14 protein-coding genes are annotated in these 16,090 nt (G+C 63.2%); 9 read left to right on the top strand and 5 right to left on the bottom strand.

Annotated elements, in window-relative coordinates; all coding sequences use genetic code 11:
* Positions 1 to 272: 272 nt before the first annotated feature.
* Both AC3D25_RS13295 and recG read right to left on the bottom strand, forming a co-directional pair.
* Entirely contained in the window at positions 273 to 1,232 is a 960-nt protein-coding gene (locus AC3D25_RS13295) for a hydrogen peroxide-inducible genes activator (protein ID WP_488888839.1), read from the bottom strand.
* Positions 1,233 to 1,416: 184 nt separating this feature from the next.
* Positions 1,417 to 3,669, bottom strand: coding sequence for an ATP-dependent DNA helicase RecG (gene recG / locus AC3D25_RS13300; protein ID WP_488888840.1), 2,253 nt, complete (start codon positions 3,667 to 3,669; stop codon positions 1,417 to 1,419).
* Between the two features lie 177 nt (positions 3,670 to 3,846).
* Here recG and queA point away from each other — a divergent pair, with 177 nt between their 5' ends.
* The 5 genes from queA to secF all read left to right on the top strand — a co-directional run bounded on the left by queA (position 3,847) and on the right by secF (position 9,762).
* Entirely contained in the window at positions 3,847 to 4,893 is a 1,047-nt protein-coding gene (queA, locus tag AC3D25_RS13305; protein WP_488888841.1) for a tRNA preQ1(34) S-adenosylmethionine ribosyltransferase-isomerase QueA, read from the top strand.
* Between the two features lie 99 nt (positions 4,894 to 4,992).
* Entirely contained in the window at positions 4,993 to 6,159 is a 1,167-nt protein-coding gene (gene tgt, locus AC3D25_RS13310; RefSeq protein WP_488888842.1) for a tRNA guanosine(34) transglycosylase Tgt, read from the top strand.
* Between the two features lie 142 nt (positions 6,160 to 6,301).
* Entirely contained in the window at positions 6,302 to 6,625 is a 324-nt protein-coding gene (gene yajC, locus AC3D25_RS13315; RefSeq protein WP_488888843.1) for a preprotein translocase subunit YajC, read from the top strand.
* A 96-nt stretch (positions 6,626 to 6,721) separates the two neighbouring features.
* Positions 6,722 to 8,794, top strand: a complete 2,073-nt coding sequence (gene secD / locus AC3D25_RS13320; RefSeq protein ID WP_488888844.1) for a protein translocase subunit SecD — start codon at positions 6,722 to 6,724, stop codon at positions 8,792 to 8,794.
* Between the two features lie 17 nt (positions 8,795 to 8,811).
* Complete coding sequence (gene secF / locus AC3D25_RS13325; protein ID WP_488888845.1) at positions 8,812 to 9,762, top strand: protein translocase subunit SecF; 951 nt, start codon at positions 8,812 to 8,814, stop codon at positions 9,760 to 9,762.
* A gap of 192 nt (positions 9,763 to 9,954) precedes the next feature.
* Here the strand turns inward: secF and AC3D25_RS13330 are convergent, their stop codons facing one another.
* The 3 genes from AC3D25_RS13330 to AC3D25_RS13340 form a co-directional block, all read right to left on the bottom strand.
* The gene (locus tag AC3D25_RS13330; protein WP_488888846.1) at positions 9,955 to 10,536 is read right to left on the bottom strand and encodes a YceI family protein; all 582 of its coding nucleotides are present in this window, start codon (positions 10,534 to 10,536) and stop codon (positions 9,955 to 9,957) included.
* A gap of 53 nt (positions 10,537 to 10,589) precedes the next feature.
* Positions 10,590 to 11,153: a YceI family protein gene (locus tag AC3D25_RS13335; RefSeq protein ID WP_488888847.1), complete on the bottom strand. Its 564-nt coding sequence runs from the start codon at positions 11,151 to 11,153 to the stop codon at positions 10,590 to 10,592.
* Positions 11,154 to 11,311: 158 nt separating this feature from the next.
* Entirely contained in the window at positions 11,312 to 11,869 is a 558-nt protein-coding gene (locus AC3D25_RS13340; RefSeq protein ID WP_488888848.1) for a cytochrome b, read from the bottom strand.
* Positions 11,870 to 12,281: 412 nt separating this feature from the next.
* On the opposite strand from AC3D25_RS13340, the gene AC3D25_RS13345 reads away from it, so the two are divergent.
* From AC3D25_RS13345 to AC3D25_RS13360, 4 genes are read left to right on the top strand one after another with little or no spacing between them, the layout of a single operon-like run.
* Complete coding sequence (locus tag AC3D25_RS13345; RefSeq protein ID WP_488888849.1) at positions 12,282 to 12,992, top strand: paraquat-inducible protein A; 711 nt, start codon at positions 12,282 to 12,284, stop codon at positions 12,990 to 12,992.
* Positions 12,989 to 13,705: a paraquat-inducible protein A gene (locus AC3D25_RS13350; RefSeq protein ID WP_488888850.1), complete on the top strand. Its 717-nt coding sequence runs from the start codon at positions 12,989 to 12,991 to the stop codon at positions 13,703 to 13,705. The genes AC3D25_RS13345 and AC3D25_RS13350 overlap by 4 nt, the downstream gene beginning before the upstream one ends.
* A complete protein-coding gene (locus AC3D25_RS13355) occupies positions 13,698 to 15,347 on the top strand; it encodes a PqiB family protein (protein WP_488888851.1) in 1,650 nt (549 codons plus the stop codon). Before AC3D25_RS13350 ends, AC3D25_RS13355 begins: the two co-directional genes overlap by 8 nt.
* Entirely contained in the window at positions 15,344 to 16,057 is a 714-nt protein-coding gene (locus tag AC3D25_RS13360) for a PqiC family protein (RefSeq protein ID WP_488888852.1), read from the top strand. Before AC3D25_RS13355 ends, AC3D25_RS13360 begins: the two co-directional genes overlap by 4 nt.
* Positions 16,058 to 16,090: the final 33 nt, after the last annotated feature.

The raw sequence follows: 16,090 nt of genomic DNA on the forward strand, positions 1-16,090 counted from the left end.
TGGAACTGACGGGCGCTGTGCCAATCCGAACGACTGCGAGTTAGCCGAATCAGCTTGCGCGCCTATCCGCGAGGTTATTCGTGGTGGACACTTAGCCGGATAAGCTGCTTTCTTTGGTTACTTTCTTTGCAGCAGCAAAGAAAGTGACTGCTGCCGCGCATAGCGGCGTGCTAATAAACCTACACGAAAGCAAGTTCCCAATAAGCACAGGCAAACAAAAGCAAAGGGCGCCAGCAAAGCAAACCAGTCCACAGCCGCTAGGCAAAACCCACTCAATTCACCGCGATAGGCATATCGAGCTTACTGACGCCAGGCAGATCACAAGCGGCGATCGCATCGCAGATCGCATCGATGGCGGGCATCCGCGTAAAGCTCTTCCGCCAAGCGAGCACAACGCGGCGATCCGGCACCGGATCATCGAACGCAACGTAGCTGAGCAATCCCGCATCGACGCCGGCCGCGTGCGGCTTCACTTCCATGACCGACATCCGCGGCAGCACCGTAATCCCGACCCCGCTCGCGACCATATGCCGAATCGTTTCCAGCGACGATCCCTCGAAAGTCTTCTGAATACCATCCGCGTTCTGCGAGAAACGCATCAATTCGGGACATACGCCCAGCACGTGATCGCGGAAACAATGGCCGCTGCCAAGCAGCAGCATGGTTTCCTGCTTCAGATCGTCCGGATCGATCTTCGCGCGGTTTTCCCATGCGTGACCCGCCGGCATCGCGACGACAAACGGTTCGTCATAGAGCGCGCGCACCATCAAACCGGTTTCGGGAAACGGCAGCGCCATGATCGCGACGTCGATCTCGCCCTGCTTCAGCAACTCGATCAACTTCAACGTGTAATTTTCCTGCAGCATCAGCGGCATCTGCGGGACGGCCTTGATCATCTGCTTGACGAGCGTCGGCAGCAGATACGGCCCGATCGTATAGATCACGCCGAGCCGCAGCGGCCCGACCAGCGGGTCCTTCCCCTGCTTGGCGATTTCCTTGATGGCAAGCGTTTGTTCGAGCACGCGCTGCGCCTGCGTGACGATCTGCTCGCCGACCGGCGTGACGCTGACTTCGCTCGTGCCGCGCTCGAAAATCTGCACGGTGAGCTCGTCCTCGAGCTTCTTGATGGCCACCGACAAAGTCGGCTGGCTGACGAAACAGGCCTCGGCGGCGCGGCCAAAATGCCGCTCGCGTGCCACCGCGACGATGTACTTCAATTCAGTAAGCGTCATTTGGGACCAATCAGCGACGTTAGTTCGATAGGTTTGACTTATACACCCGGCGCGGCGATTCGCCAACTTGCCGCCGGTACGCTGTATCCGCCCGCGTTTCACGCCGGGTGAAATAGGGACCGACGACGCAGCCGCGAGTTCACAGGCTCATCACTTTTCCACGTTACCGACGTCAAGACGCGGCTCAAGCCTTCAAAAAATGCTCGCGCGCGCCAAGCCAGCGGGTCAAGTGCTGCGTGACGGCATCGGGAAACTCCGCGAGCATCTGATCCGCCGCCGCCCGCGCCGGCTCGATCAGCCAGCCGTCGTTTTCGAGACTCGCGAAACGCAGCATCGCCGCGCCCGATTGCCGCGCGCCGAGAAATTCGCCGGGTCCGCGAATGTCGAGATCGCGCCGTGCGATCTCGAAGCCGTCGGTGGTTTCGCGCATCGTCTGGAGACGCGCGCGCGCCGTTTGCGAGAGCGGCCCGGCGTACATCAGCACGCACACGGAAGCCGCGCTGCCGCGCCCGACGCGCCCGCGCAACTGGTGCAACTGCGCGAGCCCGAAACGCTCGGCATGCTCGATCACCATCAGCGACGCGTTCGGCACATCCACGCCCACTTCGATCACCGTCGTCGCGACGAGCAACTGCACGTCGTTCTTCGTGAACGCGTCCATCACGGCGGCTTTTTCGGCGGGCGCGAGCCGGCCGTGAACGAGTCCGACATTCAGTTCCGGCAGCGTTGCGACGAGCGTCTCGTAGGTTTCGACCGCCGTTTGCAACTGCAAGGTCTCGCTTTCCTCGATCAGCGGACACACCCAGTACACTTGCCGTCCCGTCAGCGCCGCCTCGCGCACGCGGCCGATCACTTCGTCGCGGCGCGAATCGGAGACGAGCTTGGTCAGGATCGGCGTGCGGCCGGGCGGGAGTTCGTCGATGGTCGACACGTCGAGATCGGCGTAGTACGTCATGGCGAGCGTGCGCGGAATCGGCGTCGCCGACATCATCAACTGATGCGGCTGGAAATCGCGCGCGCCGTCCGCCGCGTTCTTCGCCTTCGCCCGCAGCGCGAGCCGTTGAGCGACGCCGAACCGGTGCTGCTCATCCACGATCACGAGGCCGAGCCGCGCGAATTCCACCGCGTCCTGAATGATCGCGTGCGTGCCGATCACGAGTTGCGCGCCGCCCGACGCCGCCGCTTCGAGCGCCGCGCGCTTGTCCTTGGCCTTCAGACTGCCGGCCAGCCACGCGACCGTCACGCCGAGCGGTTCCAGCCAGCCGCGCAATTTGCGCGCGTGCTGCTCCGCGAGAATCTCGGTCGGCGCCATCAGCGCGGCCTGATAACCGGCGTCGATGGCCTGCGCCGCCGCGAGCGCCGCGACGATCGTCTTGCCGCTGCCGACATCGCCCTGCAACAAGCGCTGCATCGGATGCGGCAACGTGAGTTCGCCCGCGATTTCCGCGCAAACACGCTCCTGCGCGCCCGTCAGCTTGAACGGCAGCGCCGCCAGAAAGCGCGCGACGAGCGACTGCGGCTCGCTCGTCCGCCGCGGCATGGCGGGCGCGGCGCGCGTGCGGCGCTCCTCGTGCGCGCGCTTGAGCGACAACTGCTGCGCGAGCAATTCCTCGAACTTGATGCGCGTCCACGCCGGATGCGAACCGTCGATCAGCGCGTGCTCGTCCGAATCCGCATGCGGATGATGGAGCGTGCGCACGGCATCCAGCAGACCCGGCACATCGAGCGGCCGCAAATGCGCGCGGTCGATCTTCTCGGGCAGCAATTCCGGAAGCGTCACCCGCGCGAGCGCGCTGTCGATGGCCTTGCGCAAATACGCCTGCGACACGCCCGCCGTGCTCGGATACACGGGCGTGAGCGCCTGCGGCAGCGGCGTGTCCTCGTCGACCGGACGCACCGCGGGATGCACCATCTCCATCCCGAAAAAGCCGCCGCGCGCGTCGCCGCGCACGCGCAGGCGCTTGCCGATCGCCATTTGCGTGACTTGCGAGCCGTAGAAATTGAGAAAGCGCAGCGTGAGTTCCTCGCCGGCGTCGTCGTGCAGTTTGACGAGCAACTGGCGGCGCGGCCGGTACGCGATTTCGTTGTCGAACACGACGCCTTCGACCTGCGCGTTGTCGCCGGGAATCAGTTCGCCGATGGGCGTGAGGCTGGTTTCGTCCTCGTAGCGCATCGGCAGATGCAGCACGAGGTCGATATCGGAGTGAAGGCCGAGCTTCGCGAGCTTATCGACGGTTTTGGGCAGCGCGACGGCCTTCTTCGCGACGGCTTTCGCGCCCTTGAGCGGTTCGGCCGGCGCGAGGCCGCCGCTTTTCGTCCGCTTGCGCGCCGGCAGCCGCTCGGGCGCGTCGGCGTCGGCGGCATTCGCGTCGGCGTTCGCGTCGGCGTTCGCGTCGGCGTCGGTGGTCAAAAGCGGGCGTCGGTCGGGCAAGGGCATCTACTCTCTTCGCAAGTACAATATCGGCTTCGTGCGCGGCTCGGGCGGCGTGGTTCGTCATCATAAATGCCCGCGCCGCCGCCGTGAAAACGACTTTCATGGCCCGCCGCCCACGCGAACACGCCCCGAATCAGCATCAAAAACCGCGCATCGACACCGCGCACCGATACATTTCCCATGCTCACGCTTTCCGATTTCGATTTTAATCTGCCGCCCGAGTTGATCGCGCAAACGGCGCTCGCGGAGCGCAGCGCAAGCCGTCTGCTCGACGTGGACAACGGCCGGTCGCCCGCGCGGCTCACCGACCGCCAGTTCGCGGAACTGCCCGGCCTGATCGCGCCGGGCGATCTGCTCGTGTTCAACGATACCAAGGTTCTCAAGGCGCGTTTCCTCGGCCAGAAGGCCAGCGGCGGGCGGATCGAAGTGCTGGTCGAGCGGCTGACCGGCGCGACAACCGCGCTCGCCCAGATCCGCGCGAGCAAAAGTCCCGCGCCCGGCACCACGCTGCGTCTCGCCGATGCCTTCGACGTGACCGTCGGCGAGCGTGTCGAACCGTTTTACACGCTGCATTTCCCAGCCGATTGCCTGACGCTGATCGAGGCACACGGCCGTCTGCCGCTGCCGCCGTACATCGAGCACGATCCCGACGCCTTCGACGAAACGCGTTACCAGACCGTCTACGCCGCCAATCCGGGCGCGGTGGCCGCGCCGACGGCGGGCCTGCATTTCGACGACGCGCTGTTCGCCCAGCTCGACGCGCGCGGTGTGGAACGCGCGACGCTCACGCTGCACGTGGGCGCGGGCACGTTCCAGCCGGTGCGCGTAGAAAATCTCGCCGATCACAAGATGCACAGCGAGTGGTACCACCTGCCGCAATCGCTCGCCGACAAGATCGCCGCCACGAAAGCGCGCGGCAACAAGGTGATCGCGGTCGGCACCACGTCGATGCGCGCGCTCGAAGCCGCCGCGCGCGACGCCGCGAATGCGGGCGTGCCGCTCGCGGCGGCGACCGCCGAAACGGATATCTTCATCACGCCAGGCTACGAGTTTCGCGTGGTCGACCGGCTGGTGACGAATTTTCACTTGCCGAAATCGACGCTGATGATGCTCGTATCCGCGTTCGCGGGCGTCGAGACGATCCGCGAGGCTTATCGCCACGCAATCCAGGAGCGCTACCGCTTTTTCAGCTACGGCGACGCCATGCTCCTCACGCGCGCGCAGTAAAATGCGGGCCGTTTTTGCATTTACCCATCGCTAGCGCGGGCCGTCGAGGCCCGCTCAACATTTGCGCCGGACTGTATTCCGGTGGCACAGGAGTCACGAATGACCGACGGTCAAACCCCGCCGAAGCCCGATAACGGCCTCAAATTCGATCTCATCACGACCGACGGTCAGGCGCGACGCGGCCGCCTCACGCTGAATCATGGCGTCGTGGAGACGCCGATCTTCATGCCGGTCGGCACGTACGGCACCGTGAAAGCGATGCAGCCGCGCGAGCTGGAGGAAATCAACGCGCAGATCATTCTGGGCAACACGTTCCATTTGTGGCTGCGGCCGGGACTGGAAACGATCGGCGCGCACGGCGGCCTGCATCGCTTCATGAACTGGAATCGTCCGATCCTCACCGACTCCGGCGGTTTTCAGGTGTTTTCGCTGGGCGATCTGCGCAAGATCACCGAAGAAGGCGTCACGTTTGCATCGCCGATCAACGGCGACAAACTGTTCCTCTCGCCGGAAATCTCAATGCAGATTCAGAAGATTCTGAATTCCGACGTCGTAATGCAATTCGACGAATGCACGCCGTACGCCACCAAAGGCGTGCCGACGTCGCATCAGGACGCGGCCGATTCCATGCGCATGTCGATGCGCTGGGCGAAGCGCTCCATCGACGAATTTAACGGACTCGGGAATCCGAATGCGCTGTTCGGCATCGTGCAGGGCGGCATGTTCGAGGATCTGCGCGACGAATCGCTCGCCGGTCTCGCGGATATCGGCTTTCACGGCTTCGCGATCGGCGGGCTGTCGGTCGGCGAGCCGAAGGAAGACATGATGCGCGTGCTCGAACACATTGGCCCGAAGCTTCCCGCCGACAAACCGCACTACCTGATGGGCGTCGGCACGCCGGAAGATCTGGTGGCGGGCGTGGCGTCGGGCGTGGACATGTTCGACTGCGTGATGCCGACGCGCAACGCGCGCAACGGCTGGCTGTTCACGCGTTTCGGCGACGTCAAAATTCGCAACGCCGCGCACAAGAACTCGCTGAAGCCACTCGACGAAAGCTGCGGTTGCTACACCTGCCGTAATTTCTCACGCGGTTATCTGCACCATTTGCATCGCGTGGGCGAAATTCTGGGCGCGCAACTGAACACGATTCACAACCTGCACTACTACCTGCAGTTGATGAGCGAAGTGCGTGAATCCATCGAAAACCACACTTTCGATGCGTTCCGGAAGCTGTTTCACGAGAACCGGGCGCGCGGGATCGACTAGCCTTCGCAACGAAAGCCTTACAATATCCCTACGTCGCACTTTAACAGCTTGATCGCAAAGCGCATTCCAGCGCTGCCGCGACGTGGGCCGGTGGTAGAATAGCCGGCTAATTTTGATCGATTGTTATAACGGAGAGACCAACGTGTCGTTTATTTCCAATGCCTTTGCACAAGGCACAGGTGGCGCCGAATCCAGCATCATGAGTTTCCTGCCGCTGATCCTGATGTTCGCCGTGCTGTACTTCATCATGATCCGCCCGCAAATGAAGCGCCAGAAAGAACACCGCAACATGCTCGGCGCGATGGCGAAGGGCGATGAAGTCGTGACCAACGGCGGGATCGTCGGCAAGGTCACGAAGGTGACGGAAGCGTATGTCGGCGTCGAAATCGCCGAAGGCACGGAAATCACCATCCAGAAGGCTGCTGTCACGACGATTCTTCCGAAGGGCACGATCAAGTCGCTGTAAGACCCGTTCTTCGCGTCCGGCGCGGCCTCGCGGCCCCTCGTTCATCGCCGGACGCATCGCTCTCTCCCACGCCAACTTTCCCGTTCGGCCATCCCCATGAATCGTTACCCTCTTTGGAAATATGCCGTGATGCTGGTGGCGCTCGTCATCGGCCTCGTCTACACGCTGCCCAATTTTTTCGGCGAAGCGCCGGCGGTGCAGGTGTCGAGCGGCAAGGCAACGGTCAAGCTCGATTCGTCCACGCTCGATAAAGTCGAGAGTGCGCTCGCAGCGAACCAGGTCAACGCCGACGAAGTCACGTTCGACAACACGTCGGCCAACGCGAATATCCGCGTGCGCCTGAAAGACACCGACACGCAATTGCGCGTGAAGGATCTGCTGACGAAATCGCTGAACGCCGATCCCACCGATCCGCAATTCGTCGTCGCGCTGAATTTGCAGGCTGCGTCGCCGCGCTGGCTGACCGCACTGCACGCGCTGCCGATGTACCTCGGCCTCGACTTGCGCGGCGGCGTCCACTTCCTGCTGCAAGTGGACATGGCGGGCGCGCTGAACAAGAAACTCGATTCCGACGCCGCCGATGCCCGCGCGCTCCTGCGCGACAAGAATATCCGCGATGGCGGCGTGAATCGCGTGGATCAGTCGGTGGTCGTGAATTTCGCCGACCAGTCCGTCGCCGACGCCGCGCGCACGCAACTCGTGACGGGCGTGCCCGAACTCCAGTGGGCGACGCGTCAGGCAAGCGACGGCTATCAGGTCGTCGGCACGTTCACGCCGGCCGCGCAAAAGCTGGTGGAAGACGGCGCGCTCAAGCAGAACATCACGACGCTGCATAACCGCGTGAACGAACTCGGCGTGGCCGAACCGGTCATCCAGCAGCAAGGCTCCGACCGCATCGTGGTCGAACTGCCGGGCGTACAGGACACGGCGAAGGCGAAGGACATCATCGGCCGCACGGCGACGCTCGAATCGCGTCTCGCCGATCCGACCAACACGCATCCGGGCCCGAACGATCCGGTCCCGCCGGGCGACGAACTCTTCACGCAGGGCAACTCCGCGCCGGTTCTCTTGCGCAAGCAGGTGATCTTCACCGGTGACCGCATCATCGACGCGTCGGCGGGTTTCGACGAACATCAGCGCCCGTCGGTAAACATCCGTCTCGACGCCGCCGGCGGCCGCGCGGTGAGCAGCGTGTCGCGCGACAATATCGGCAAGCCGATGGCGATGGTGCTGTTCGAAAAGGGCAAGGGCGAAGTGCTGACGGTCGCGACCATCCAGTCGGAACTCGGCGACCGCTTCCAGATTACCGGCCAGCCGACGCCGCAAGCCGCCACCGACCTCGCGCTGCTCCTGCGCGCCGGTTCGCTCGCGGCGCCGATGGACATCATCGAAGAACGCACGATCGGTCCGAGCCTCGGCGCGGACAACATCAAGAAAGGCTTTCACTCGGTGACCTACGGGTTCGCCGCGATCGCCGTCTTCATGATCGCGTACTACATGCTGTTCGGCCTGATCTCCATGCTGTCGCTGTCGGTCAACTTGCTGCTGCTGGTCGCGATTCTCTCGATGCTGCAGGCCACGCTCACCTTGCCGGGTATCGCCGCAATCGCGCTCGCGCTCGGTATGGCGATCGACGCGAACGTGCTGATCAACGAGCGGATCCGCGAGGAACTGCGTAACGGCGCGCCGCCGCAACTGGCTATCCAGAACGGCTTCTCGCACGCCTGGGCCACGATTCTCGACTCGAACGTGACCACGCTGATCGCCGGCCTCGCGCTGCTCGCGTTCGGTTCCGGCCCGGTGCGCGGCTTCGCGGTCGTCCACTGTATCGGCATCCTGACCTCGATGTTCTCGGCCGTGTTCTTCTCGCGCGGTCTCGTGAACCTCTGGTACGGCGGCAAGAAGAAACTGCAGTCGCTCGCGATCGGCCAGGTGTGGCGTCCGGAAGGCGATGCCGCCAGCGCCACGGCCGCGTATCTCGCGAACCAGCGCGGCGACGATTCCGCCGTCGATGAAATCGTGCAGGCCGCGCCGCGCGTCAAGGCGCCGGTCCCGGCGCAAGCGCGCGCGCCGAAACAATCCGCTCCCGCCCGCACCGGCAAGCCGACGGTGCGCCGCCGCTCCGGGCCGGGCGTCGATGCCCCGAAGAAACCGGGCTCTTCAAACTGAGCCCCGGAGAATAGATCATGGAATTTTTCCGTATTCGTCGTGACTTGCCGTTGATGCAGCGTGCGCTGCTGTTCAACGCCATTTCGCTCATCACGTTCCTCGCGGCCGTGTTTTTCCTCGTGCATCGCGGGCTGCATCTGTCGGTGGAATTCACCGGCGGCACGGTGATCGAGGTGCAGTATCCGCAAGCCGTGCCGCTCGAACCCGTGCGCGGCACGCTTGGGTCATTAGGTTACGCCGACGCACAAGTGCAGAATTTCGGCACGTCCCGCGACGTGCTGATCCGCTTGCCGCTGAAGACCGGCCTCACCTCCGCCCAGCAGAGCGATCAGGTAATGACCGCGCTGAAAACCGCCGACCCGCAAGCGCAGTTGCAGCGCGTCGAGTTCGTCGGTCCGCAGGTCGGCAAGGAACTGGTGACCAACGGTTTGCTCGCGCTCGCGTGCGTGGTGATCGGCATCGTGATCTACCTGTCGTTCCGCTTCGAGTGGAAGTACGCGGTCGCCGGCGTGATCGCGAACTTGCATGACGTGGTGATCATCCTTGGCTTTTTCGCGTTCTTTCAGTGGGAGTTCTCGCTGTCCGTGCTCGCGGCGATTCTCGCCGTGCTCGGCTACTCGGTGAACGAATCGGTCGTGATTTTCGACCGGATCCGCGAGACGTTCCGGAAGCAACGCAAGATGAGCGTGATCGAAGTCATCAACCATGCAATCACGAGCACGATGTCGCGAACCATCATCACCCACGGCTGTACGGAAATGATGGTCCTCTCGATGTTCCTGTTCGGCGGCCCGACGCTGCATTACTTCGCGCTGGCGCTGACAGTCGGCATTCTGTTCGGTATCTATTCGTCGGTGTTCGTCGCCGCCGCGATCGCGATGTGGCTCGGCGTGAAACGCGAAGACCTCGTGTCGGACAAGAAGCCGAAATACGATCCGAACGATCCGAACGCGGGCGCGGAAGTCTGAGCGTTATCGTCGCTCAGTAGCGCAAGCAACAACAAAGGCCGGTTCTCGCGAACCGGCCTTTTGTCTTTTCGACAGGCGGTTTTTTATCGGCTCGTCGCACGTAAAAGCCGAAGACGGCAAAAACAAAAAGCCAAAAAAAGCCCGCTTCGAAAATCGAAGCGGGCTTTCGTCCAGCCGGGAAACCAGCGAAGCTTACTGCTTGATGCCTTCGGCCTGGATATGCAGCGTCGTCTTGAGGTTAAAGCCATAGGCCTTGCCGTAGTCCATGCCGAAATCGCCGCGATCGAAGGTCGCCGTCGATTCCGTGCCGCACACTTCCTTCTTCAGCATCGGGTTCTGGAAGCATTTGAACGAGTCGATCTTCAGGTTCAGCGGCTTCGTCACGCCGTGCATCGTCAGCGTGCCGACCACTTCGACCGGCGTATCGCCGTCGAACTTGATCGACGTGCCCTTGTATTCGGCGGTCGGGAATTTCGCGACGTCGAAGAACTCGGCCTTTTGCAGATGCTCGTCGAGCTTGGCGTTGCCGGTGTCGATCGACGATGCGTCGATGGTCACGTTCACCGTGCCCGTCTTCGCCGCGCGGTCGATCGTGACCGTGCCACTGCTCTTCTTGAACTTGCCGCGCCACACCGAAACGCCGCCGAAGTGGTCAGCCTCGAAGCTCGGATACGTATGCGACGGATCGAGTTGATAGGTCGTTTCGGCTGCCATGGCGCTGGCCGACATGGCGACTGCGAGCGCGCCCGCTGCGATCAGAATGTTCTTTTTCAAGTGATTCTCCTAACTGGTTGTTGCGCAAAGTTGCGCCAATTGCCGCGTGCCGCTCACTTCTTCGCGGCGACGATATGAAACTTGATGACCACGTCATCGGCCACCACCGAGGTGTCTTTCCACTCGCCCGCGCCGACGTCGAATTGCGTGCGCTTGATCGGCAGCGTGCCGTCGAAGGTCTGCGTCGCGCCTTGCTGCGTCACGGTGACCGGCACGGTCACATTCTGCGACTTGCCCTTGATGGTGAGCTTGCCCGCGACCTTGAACTGGTTCGCGCCGGCCGGCGTGATGCCGGTCGAGACGAAGGTCGCAGCCGGAAACGCCGCGCTGTCGAACCAGTCCTTGCCGCGAACCTGCTTGTTGTATTCGTCGTCGCCGAGATCGTAGCTGCCCGTGTCGATGGACAGATTCGCCGAGCCGCCCGCTGGTTTCGCGGGATCGAAGGCAATTTGCGCCGTGAACTTCTTGAACGTGCCGTCGACCGGCACGTTCATCTGCTTCGAGGTCGCCGTGACCGTGCTCTTCGACACATCGACCTGCGCGTTCGCCGATACCGCCACGACGATCGCAGCAGCGGCAACGCCTGTCAGCATCCAACGGGAAAAATTCGCTTTCATGTCTGCCCTTTAAACTCATTGAAACGATTTCGGCGCGCCTAACATTCCCGCTCGGCGAAATTCGCGTAACGCGTTATTGGAAATCAAAACCATCCGGAAACAATCAGCCGTCGCGAAATGGCTTGCGAACAGCCGGGAAACAATCGACTGCATAAGCCTTATTTCAGGAACGGCAGCATGCGGCCGAGCAAACCATCGCGATCCACAAAATGATGCTTGAGCGCCGCGAGCACATGCATGACGACGAGCGCGAGCAAGCCGTAATTCAGCACGATATGGACGAGCCGCAGCGTGCCCTTCAGGACCTTGTCCGGTCCGATGATGGTCGGCAGCGGCACCACGCCGAGATACACCACCTGAATGCCCGCGGCCGAACTGTAGAAATAGCCGGAGATGGGAATCACCAGCATCAGCGCGTAGAGCAGGAAGTGCGTGACATGCGCGGCGCCCTTCTGCCAGGCGGGCATCTGGCGCGGCATGGCGGGCGCGGCGTGGGTCGCGCGCCAGATCGTCCGGATGAGCGCGAGCGCGAACACCGTCACGCCGATCCACTTGTGCCACGAGAAGTATTTGAGCTTGGTCGGCGTGAACCCCGGAATGTCCGTCATGATCCAGCCGAGATAGAAGCCGCACACGATCAACAAGGCGATCAGCCAGTGAAGGCCAATGGCGATGCCGCTATATTGAGCGGTCGAAAAGTTGGGACGGCTTTCCATGGCGGACCTGATGAAAATATTCGGGGCCGGCCAGCGCGTGCTGATCGGTGTTTGAGGCCGCCATCGTACCCGAACGGGAAACATTGCGTGAGAGCGGGCAAAAAGTACCGCCGTTCATGCACGATGCCCGCCGGCATTGAGTCCCAGCGGCACGCAGCAAGACTCTGGAAGGCATCTTCTCGCTGTTGCAACGAACTATTCCACCGGTGCAACGGTCCGAAAATGCAGTATTGGTAGCGTGTCAGCGGCGCGCGCAGCGGCTGTATCCAAGTGGGCTGGCAGGCTTCGTGCTGTGCCGCGTCAAACCGTTTGATACTATGCCGGCTGGTCCGGCGCGCAGCTCGTAGCGGCCGCCGCCGTCGAATCACGGCGCCCACCACGAACGCCCCCGCGAGCCTCGGCATCTCGACCTATGGAAGACCATCACGATCTCATCGCGTGCCACGAATGCGACGCGCTTTTCTCGAAGCGCGCGTTGCCGCGCCGCACTACCGCGAAATGCCCGCGTTGCGGCGCGACGCTGTACGCGAGCGTCTCGTCGAATCTGGACAAGATCTGCGCGGTGACGCTCGCCGCGCTCATCACGTTCCTGATCGCGCAGGCGTTTCCTATCGTCGAACTCGACGCGAACGGGCTCACCACGCAAACCACGCTGATCGGCGCGATCATGGCGCTCGGCAGCGAAAACATGGAAATCGTCGCGGTGATGGTGTTCTGCTCAACGATCCTTTTTCCGATGACCGAACTGCTCGCGCTGCTCTACGTGCTCGTGCCGTTGCGCGCGGGCTTCGTGCCGGTCGGCTTCAACCATGTGCTGCGGGCGATCCAGTTCGTGCGGCCGTGGGGAATGATCGAAGTGTTCATGCTCGGCGTGGTCGTCACGCTGGTGAAAATGGTGAGCCTCGCGCGCGTGATCCCGGAAGCCGCGCTGTTCGCGTTCGGCGCACTCACGCTGATGTTCGCCGTCGTCGTCATGTTCGATCCGCGCGCCCTCTGGGATATCGCCGCCGATCTGCCGAAACGCCGTTCGCCGCCCGATTCGCCGCTCGATATGCTGCGCCCGACCGAGCCGTCGCACCAGAACGCCGACGCGGCCCAAACCAGCCAGAGTCCGCGAACATGAGCAGTGTGAATCAGCCCGACACGCCGGACACGGCGCCCGCCGCTCCGCCAGACACAAACGCCGAAGCCGCCGCACCGGTTTTCTACACGACCGCGTCGCGCTCGAACCTGGTGTCCTGCCACGCATGCGGGCTCGTGCAGCCGCGCGCGATCACCGTCGAGCGCCAGCGCTGCGCACGCTGCGGCGCAACCGTGCACCGGCGCAATCCGGACAGCATCGCGCGCACCTGGGCGCTGCTCATCACCGCCGCGATCCTGTACATTCCGGCGAATCTTTATCCGGTCATGCACACGTCGTCGATCGTCGGCTCGGAAGACGACACCATCATGAGCGGCGTCGCGCTGTTCTGGAACGACGGCGACTATCCGCTTGCCGCCATCATTTTCATCGCGAGCATTCTCGTGCCGATGCTCAAGCTCGGCACGCTCGCATTCCTCACGTGGAACGTGCAGCGACGTTCGGTCTGGCGGCCCCGCCAGCGCACGACGCTGTACCGCGCGGTCGAGCGGATCGGGCGCTGGTCGATGCTCGATGTCTTCGTCGTCACGCTGACCGTCGCGCTCGTGCGCTTCCAGTCGATCGCGGTCATCACCGCCGGGCCGGGCGCGCTCGCGTTCGGCGGCGTGGTGGTGCTGACCATGCTCGCCTCCATGCAATTCGACCCGCGACTGATGTGGGACAACATCGAACCCTCAGGTAAAAAATATGACTAGTCCGCAAGGGCCGAACGAGCCAAAGCAACCTGACGAACCCATCGGCGGCCTGCCGGCGAACTTGCCCGAACCCGTGATCGAACCGCGCAGCCGCTGGCTGCCGTCGCTCGTGTGGGTGATTCCGCTGATTGCCGCGCTGATCGGCATTGCGCTCGTGGTGAAATCGGTGGCGGGACGCGGGCCGACGATCACCATCAGTTTCGTCAGCGCGGAAGGGCTCGAACCGGGCAAGACCAAGCTGAAGTACAAGGATGTCGATGTCGGCACGGTCAAGACCATCAACCTCTCGAAAGATCATTCGCGCGTGCTCGTGGACGTGCAGTTGACGAAGGAAGCGTCGGACTTCGCCGTGAAGGACACGCGCTTCTGGGTGGTGCGTCCGCGCGTGGCCGCGAGCGGAGTATCGGGCCTGAGCACGTTGTTGTCGGGCGCGTATATCGGCGTGGACGCGGGGAAATCAGACGACGACGAGACTCAATTCGTCGGGCTGGAAAACCCGCCCGCCGTGACCGCCGACCAGAAAGGCCGCCGCTTCACGCTGCGCGGCGAGTCGCTCGGCTCGATCGATATCGGCTCGCCCATTTACTATCGTCGCGTTCAGGTCGGGCAAGTGGTCGCGTTCAAACTGGACAAGGACGGCACCGGGGTGACCATGGACGTGTTCGTGAATGCGCCCTACGACCAGTACATCGGCACGAATTCGCGCTGGTGGCACGCGAGCGGCGTGGATCTGCGGCTCGATTCGAACGGTTTCACGCTTAATACGCAGTCGCTCGCGACGGTCGTGCTCGGCGGGATCGCGTTCCAGACGCCGCCCAACCAGCAGCCGGGGCCGCAGGCGCCGGACAACATGACGTTCCGCCTGGGTTCGGACGAAACCGACGCCATGCGCGATCCGGACGGCCAGCCGCTGCGCGTCGTGATGAATTTCAATCAGTCGCTGCGCGGGCTGTCGGTCGGCGCGCCGGTCGATTTCCGCGGCATCGTGCTGGGTCAGGTGACGAATATCGCGATCGAATACGATCCGAAATCGCGCAGTTTCCAGATGCCCGTCACGCTGAACGTCTATCCCGAGCGGCTCGGCAAGCGCTTCCGGCAGTCGGTGCCGGAACCGGGCACGGCGCTCGGCCAGCAATTGCTCGAAAGGCTTGTCCAACACGGTCTGCGCGGCCAGTTGCGAACCGGCAACTTGCTGACGAGCCAGTTGTACATCGCGCTCGATTTCTTCCCGAAGGCCGCGCCTGTCAAGGTCAACGTGAACGCCGACCCGGTGGAATTGCCGACCGTGCCGAACACGCTGGATGAACTGCAACTGCAGGTCGCGGATATCGCCCGGAAGCTCGACAAGATTCCGTTCGACGAGATCGGCACGAACCTGAACAGCACGCTGATGAACGCGAACAGCCTGTTCAAGCAACTCGACACGCAGGTCGCGCCGGAAGCGCGCGACACGTTGAACGCCGCGAAGAAGACGTTCGGTGAGGCGCAGGCGACGCTGCAGCAAGACTCGCCGCTGCAATCCGATGTTCATCAGGCGTTGCAGGAACTCACACGCACGCTGCAGTCGCTCAATGCGCTCTCCGATTATCTGGAGCGTCATCCGGAATCGTTGTTGCGCGGCAAACCAGGAGATAAACCATGACGTCCGTCCAGGCTCGTTCATCGCTGGCGGCCGCCGCCGTCGCAACCGGCGCCGTCCTCGCGCTCGCCGCGTGCAGTTCCTCGCCGAGCGCCCGCTTTTATACGCTCGGCGGCGAGATCCATTCGTCGTCGGCGACGCCTTCGCCGTTTTATCTGGAAGTCGCGCCCGTCGATATGCCGCAGCAGAACGCGCGGACCCAGATCGTCGTGCAGACCGGCCCCGCGCAGGTCAACGTGCTCGAAGACGACCGCTGGGCCTCGCTTCCCGCCGATGAAGTGCGGCGCGCGCTGTCGTCGGATCTCACGCAGCAACTCGGCACGATCGACGTGTACGGCACGCCGCATCCCGACAGCGTGCCGGTGTATCGCGTGAAGGTGAACGTGCAGCGGTTCGAATCGTGGCCGGCGAAGCAGGCGTTGATCGACGCCGTGTGGAGCGTGCGCGGCGTCGCCAATCAGGCGGTGCTGACGTGCCGGACGCTCGCGCAGCAGCCGGTCGGCGCGAGTTTCGACGATCTGGTGGCGGGCCACCGGCGCGCCGTCGATCAACTCGCCGCCGAGATTTCTGCAGGCGTGCGAACGGTGAGCGCGGCGCCCATGCCGGCCGCGCCGCCGGCTGCTTCGAAGACACCGGGAACGAAACCGGTCGCGGCCACCGTGCTCCCTTGCCCGAGCGCCGTTACCGCGCAAACCGGCTCGACCGGTCAATAACGGCGGAACGCATCCGGAACGCTTCCGGGCGCG

This window comes from Caballeronia sp. SL1002 (assembly GCF_057814995.1).

Excerpts from the sequence above, each read along its gene's own strand:
- tgt (WP_488888842.1), top strand. The coding sequence starts at position 4,993 with ATGACCGACGGTCAAACCCCGCCGAAGCCCGATAACGGCCTCAAATTC.
- AC3D25_RS13350 (WP_488888850.1), top strand. The coding sequence starts at position 12,989 with ATGAGCAGTGTGAATCAGCCCGACACGCCGGACACGGCGCCCGCCGCT.
- secD (WP_488888844.1), top strand. The coding sequence starts at position 6,722 with ATGAATCGTTACCCTCTTTGGAAATATGCCGTGATGCTGGTGGCGCTC.
- AC3D25_RS13340 (WP_488888848.1), bottom strand. The coding sequence starts at position 11,869 with ATGGAAAGCCGTCCCAACTTTTCGACCGCTCAATATAGCGGCATCGCC.
- recG (WP_488888840.1), bottom strand. The coding sequence starts at position 3,669 with ATGCCCTTGCCCGACCGACGCCCGCTTTTGACCACCGACGCCGACGCG.
- AC3D25_RS13360 (WP_488888852.1), top strand. The coding sequence starts at position 15,344 with ATGACGTCCGTCCAGGCTCGTTCATCGCTGGCGGCCGCCGCCGTCGCA.
- AC3D25_RS13345 (WP_488888849.1), top strand. The coding sequence starts at position 12,282 with ATGGAAGACCATCACGATCTCATCGCGTGCCACGAATGCGACGCGCTT.
- AC3D25_RS13355 (WP_488888851.1), top strand. The coding sequence starts at position 13,698 with ATGACTAGTCCGCAAGGGCCGAACGAGCCAAAGCAACCTGACGAACCC.
- AC3D25_RS13295 (WP_488888839.1), bottom strand. The coding sequence starts at position 1,232 with ATGACGCTTACTGAATTGAAGTACATCGTCGCGGTGGCACGCGAGCGG.
- queA (WP_488888841.1), top strand. The coding sequence starts at position 3,847 with ATGCTCACGCTTTCCGATTTCGATTTTAATCTGCCGCCCGAGTTGATC.
- AC3D25_RS13335 (WP_488888847.1), bottom strand. The coding sequence starts at position 11,153 with ATGAAAGCGAATTTTTCCCGTTGGATGCTGACAGGCGTTGCCGCTGCT.
- secF (WP_488888845.1), top strand. The coding sequence starts at position 8,812 with ATGGAATTTTTCCGTATTCGTCGTGACTTGCCGTTGATGCAGCGTGCG.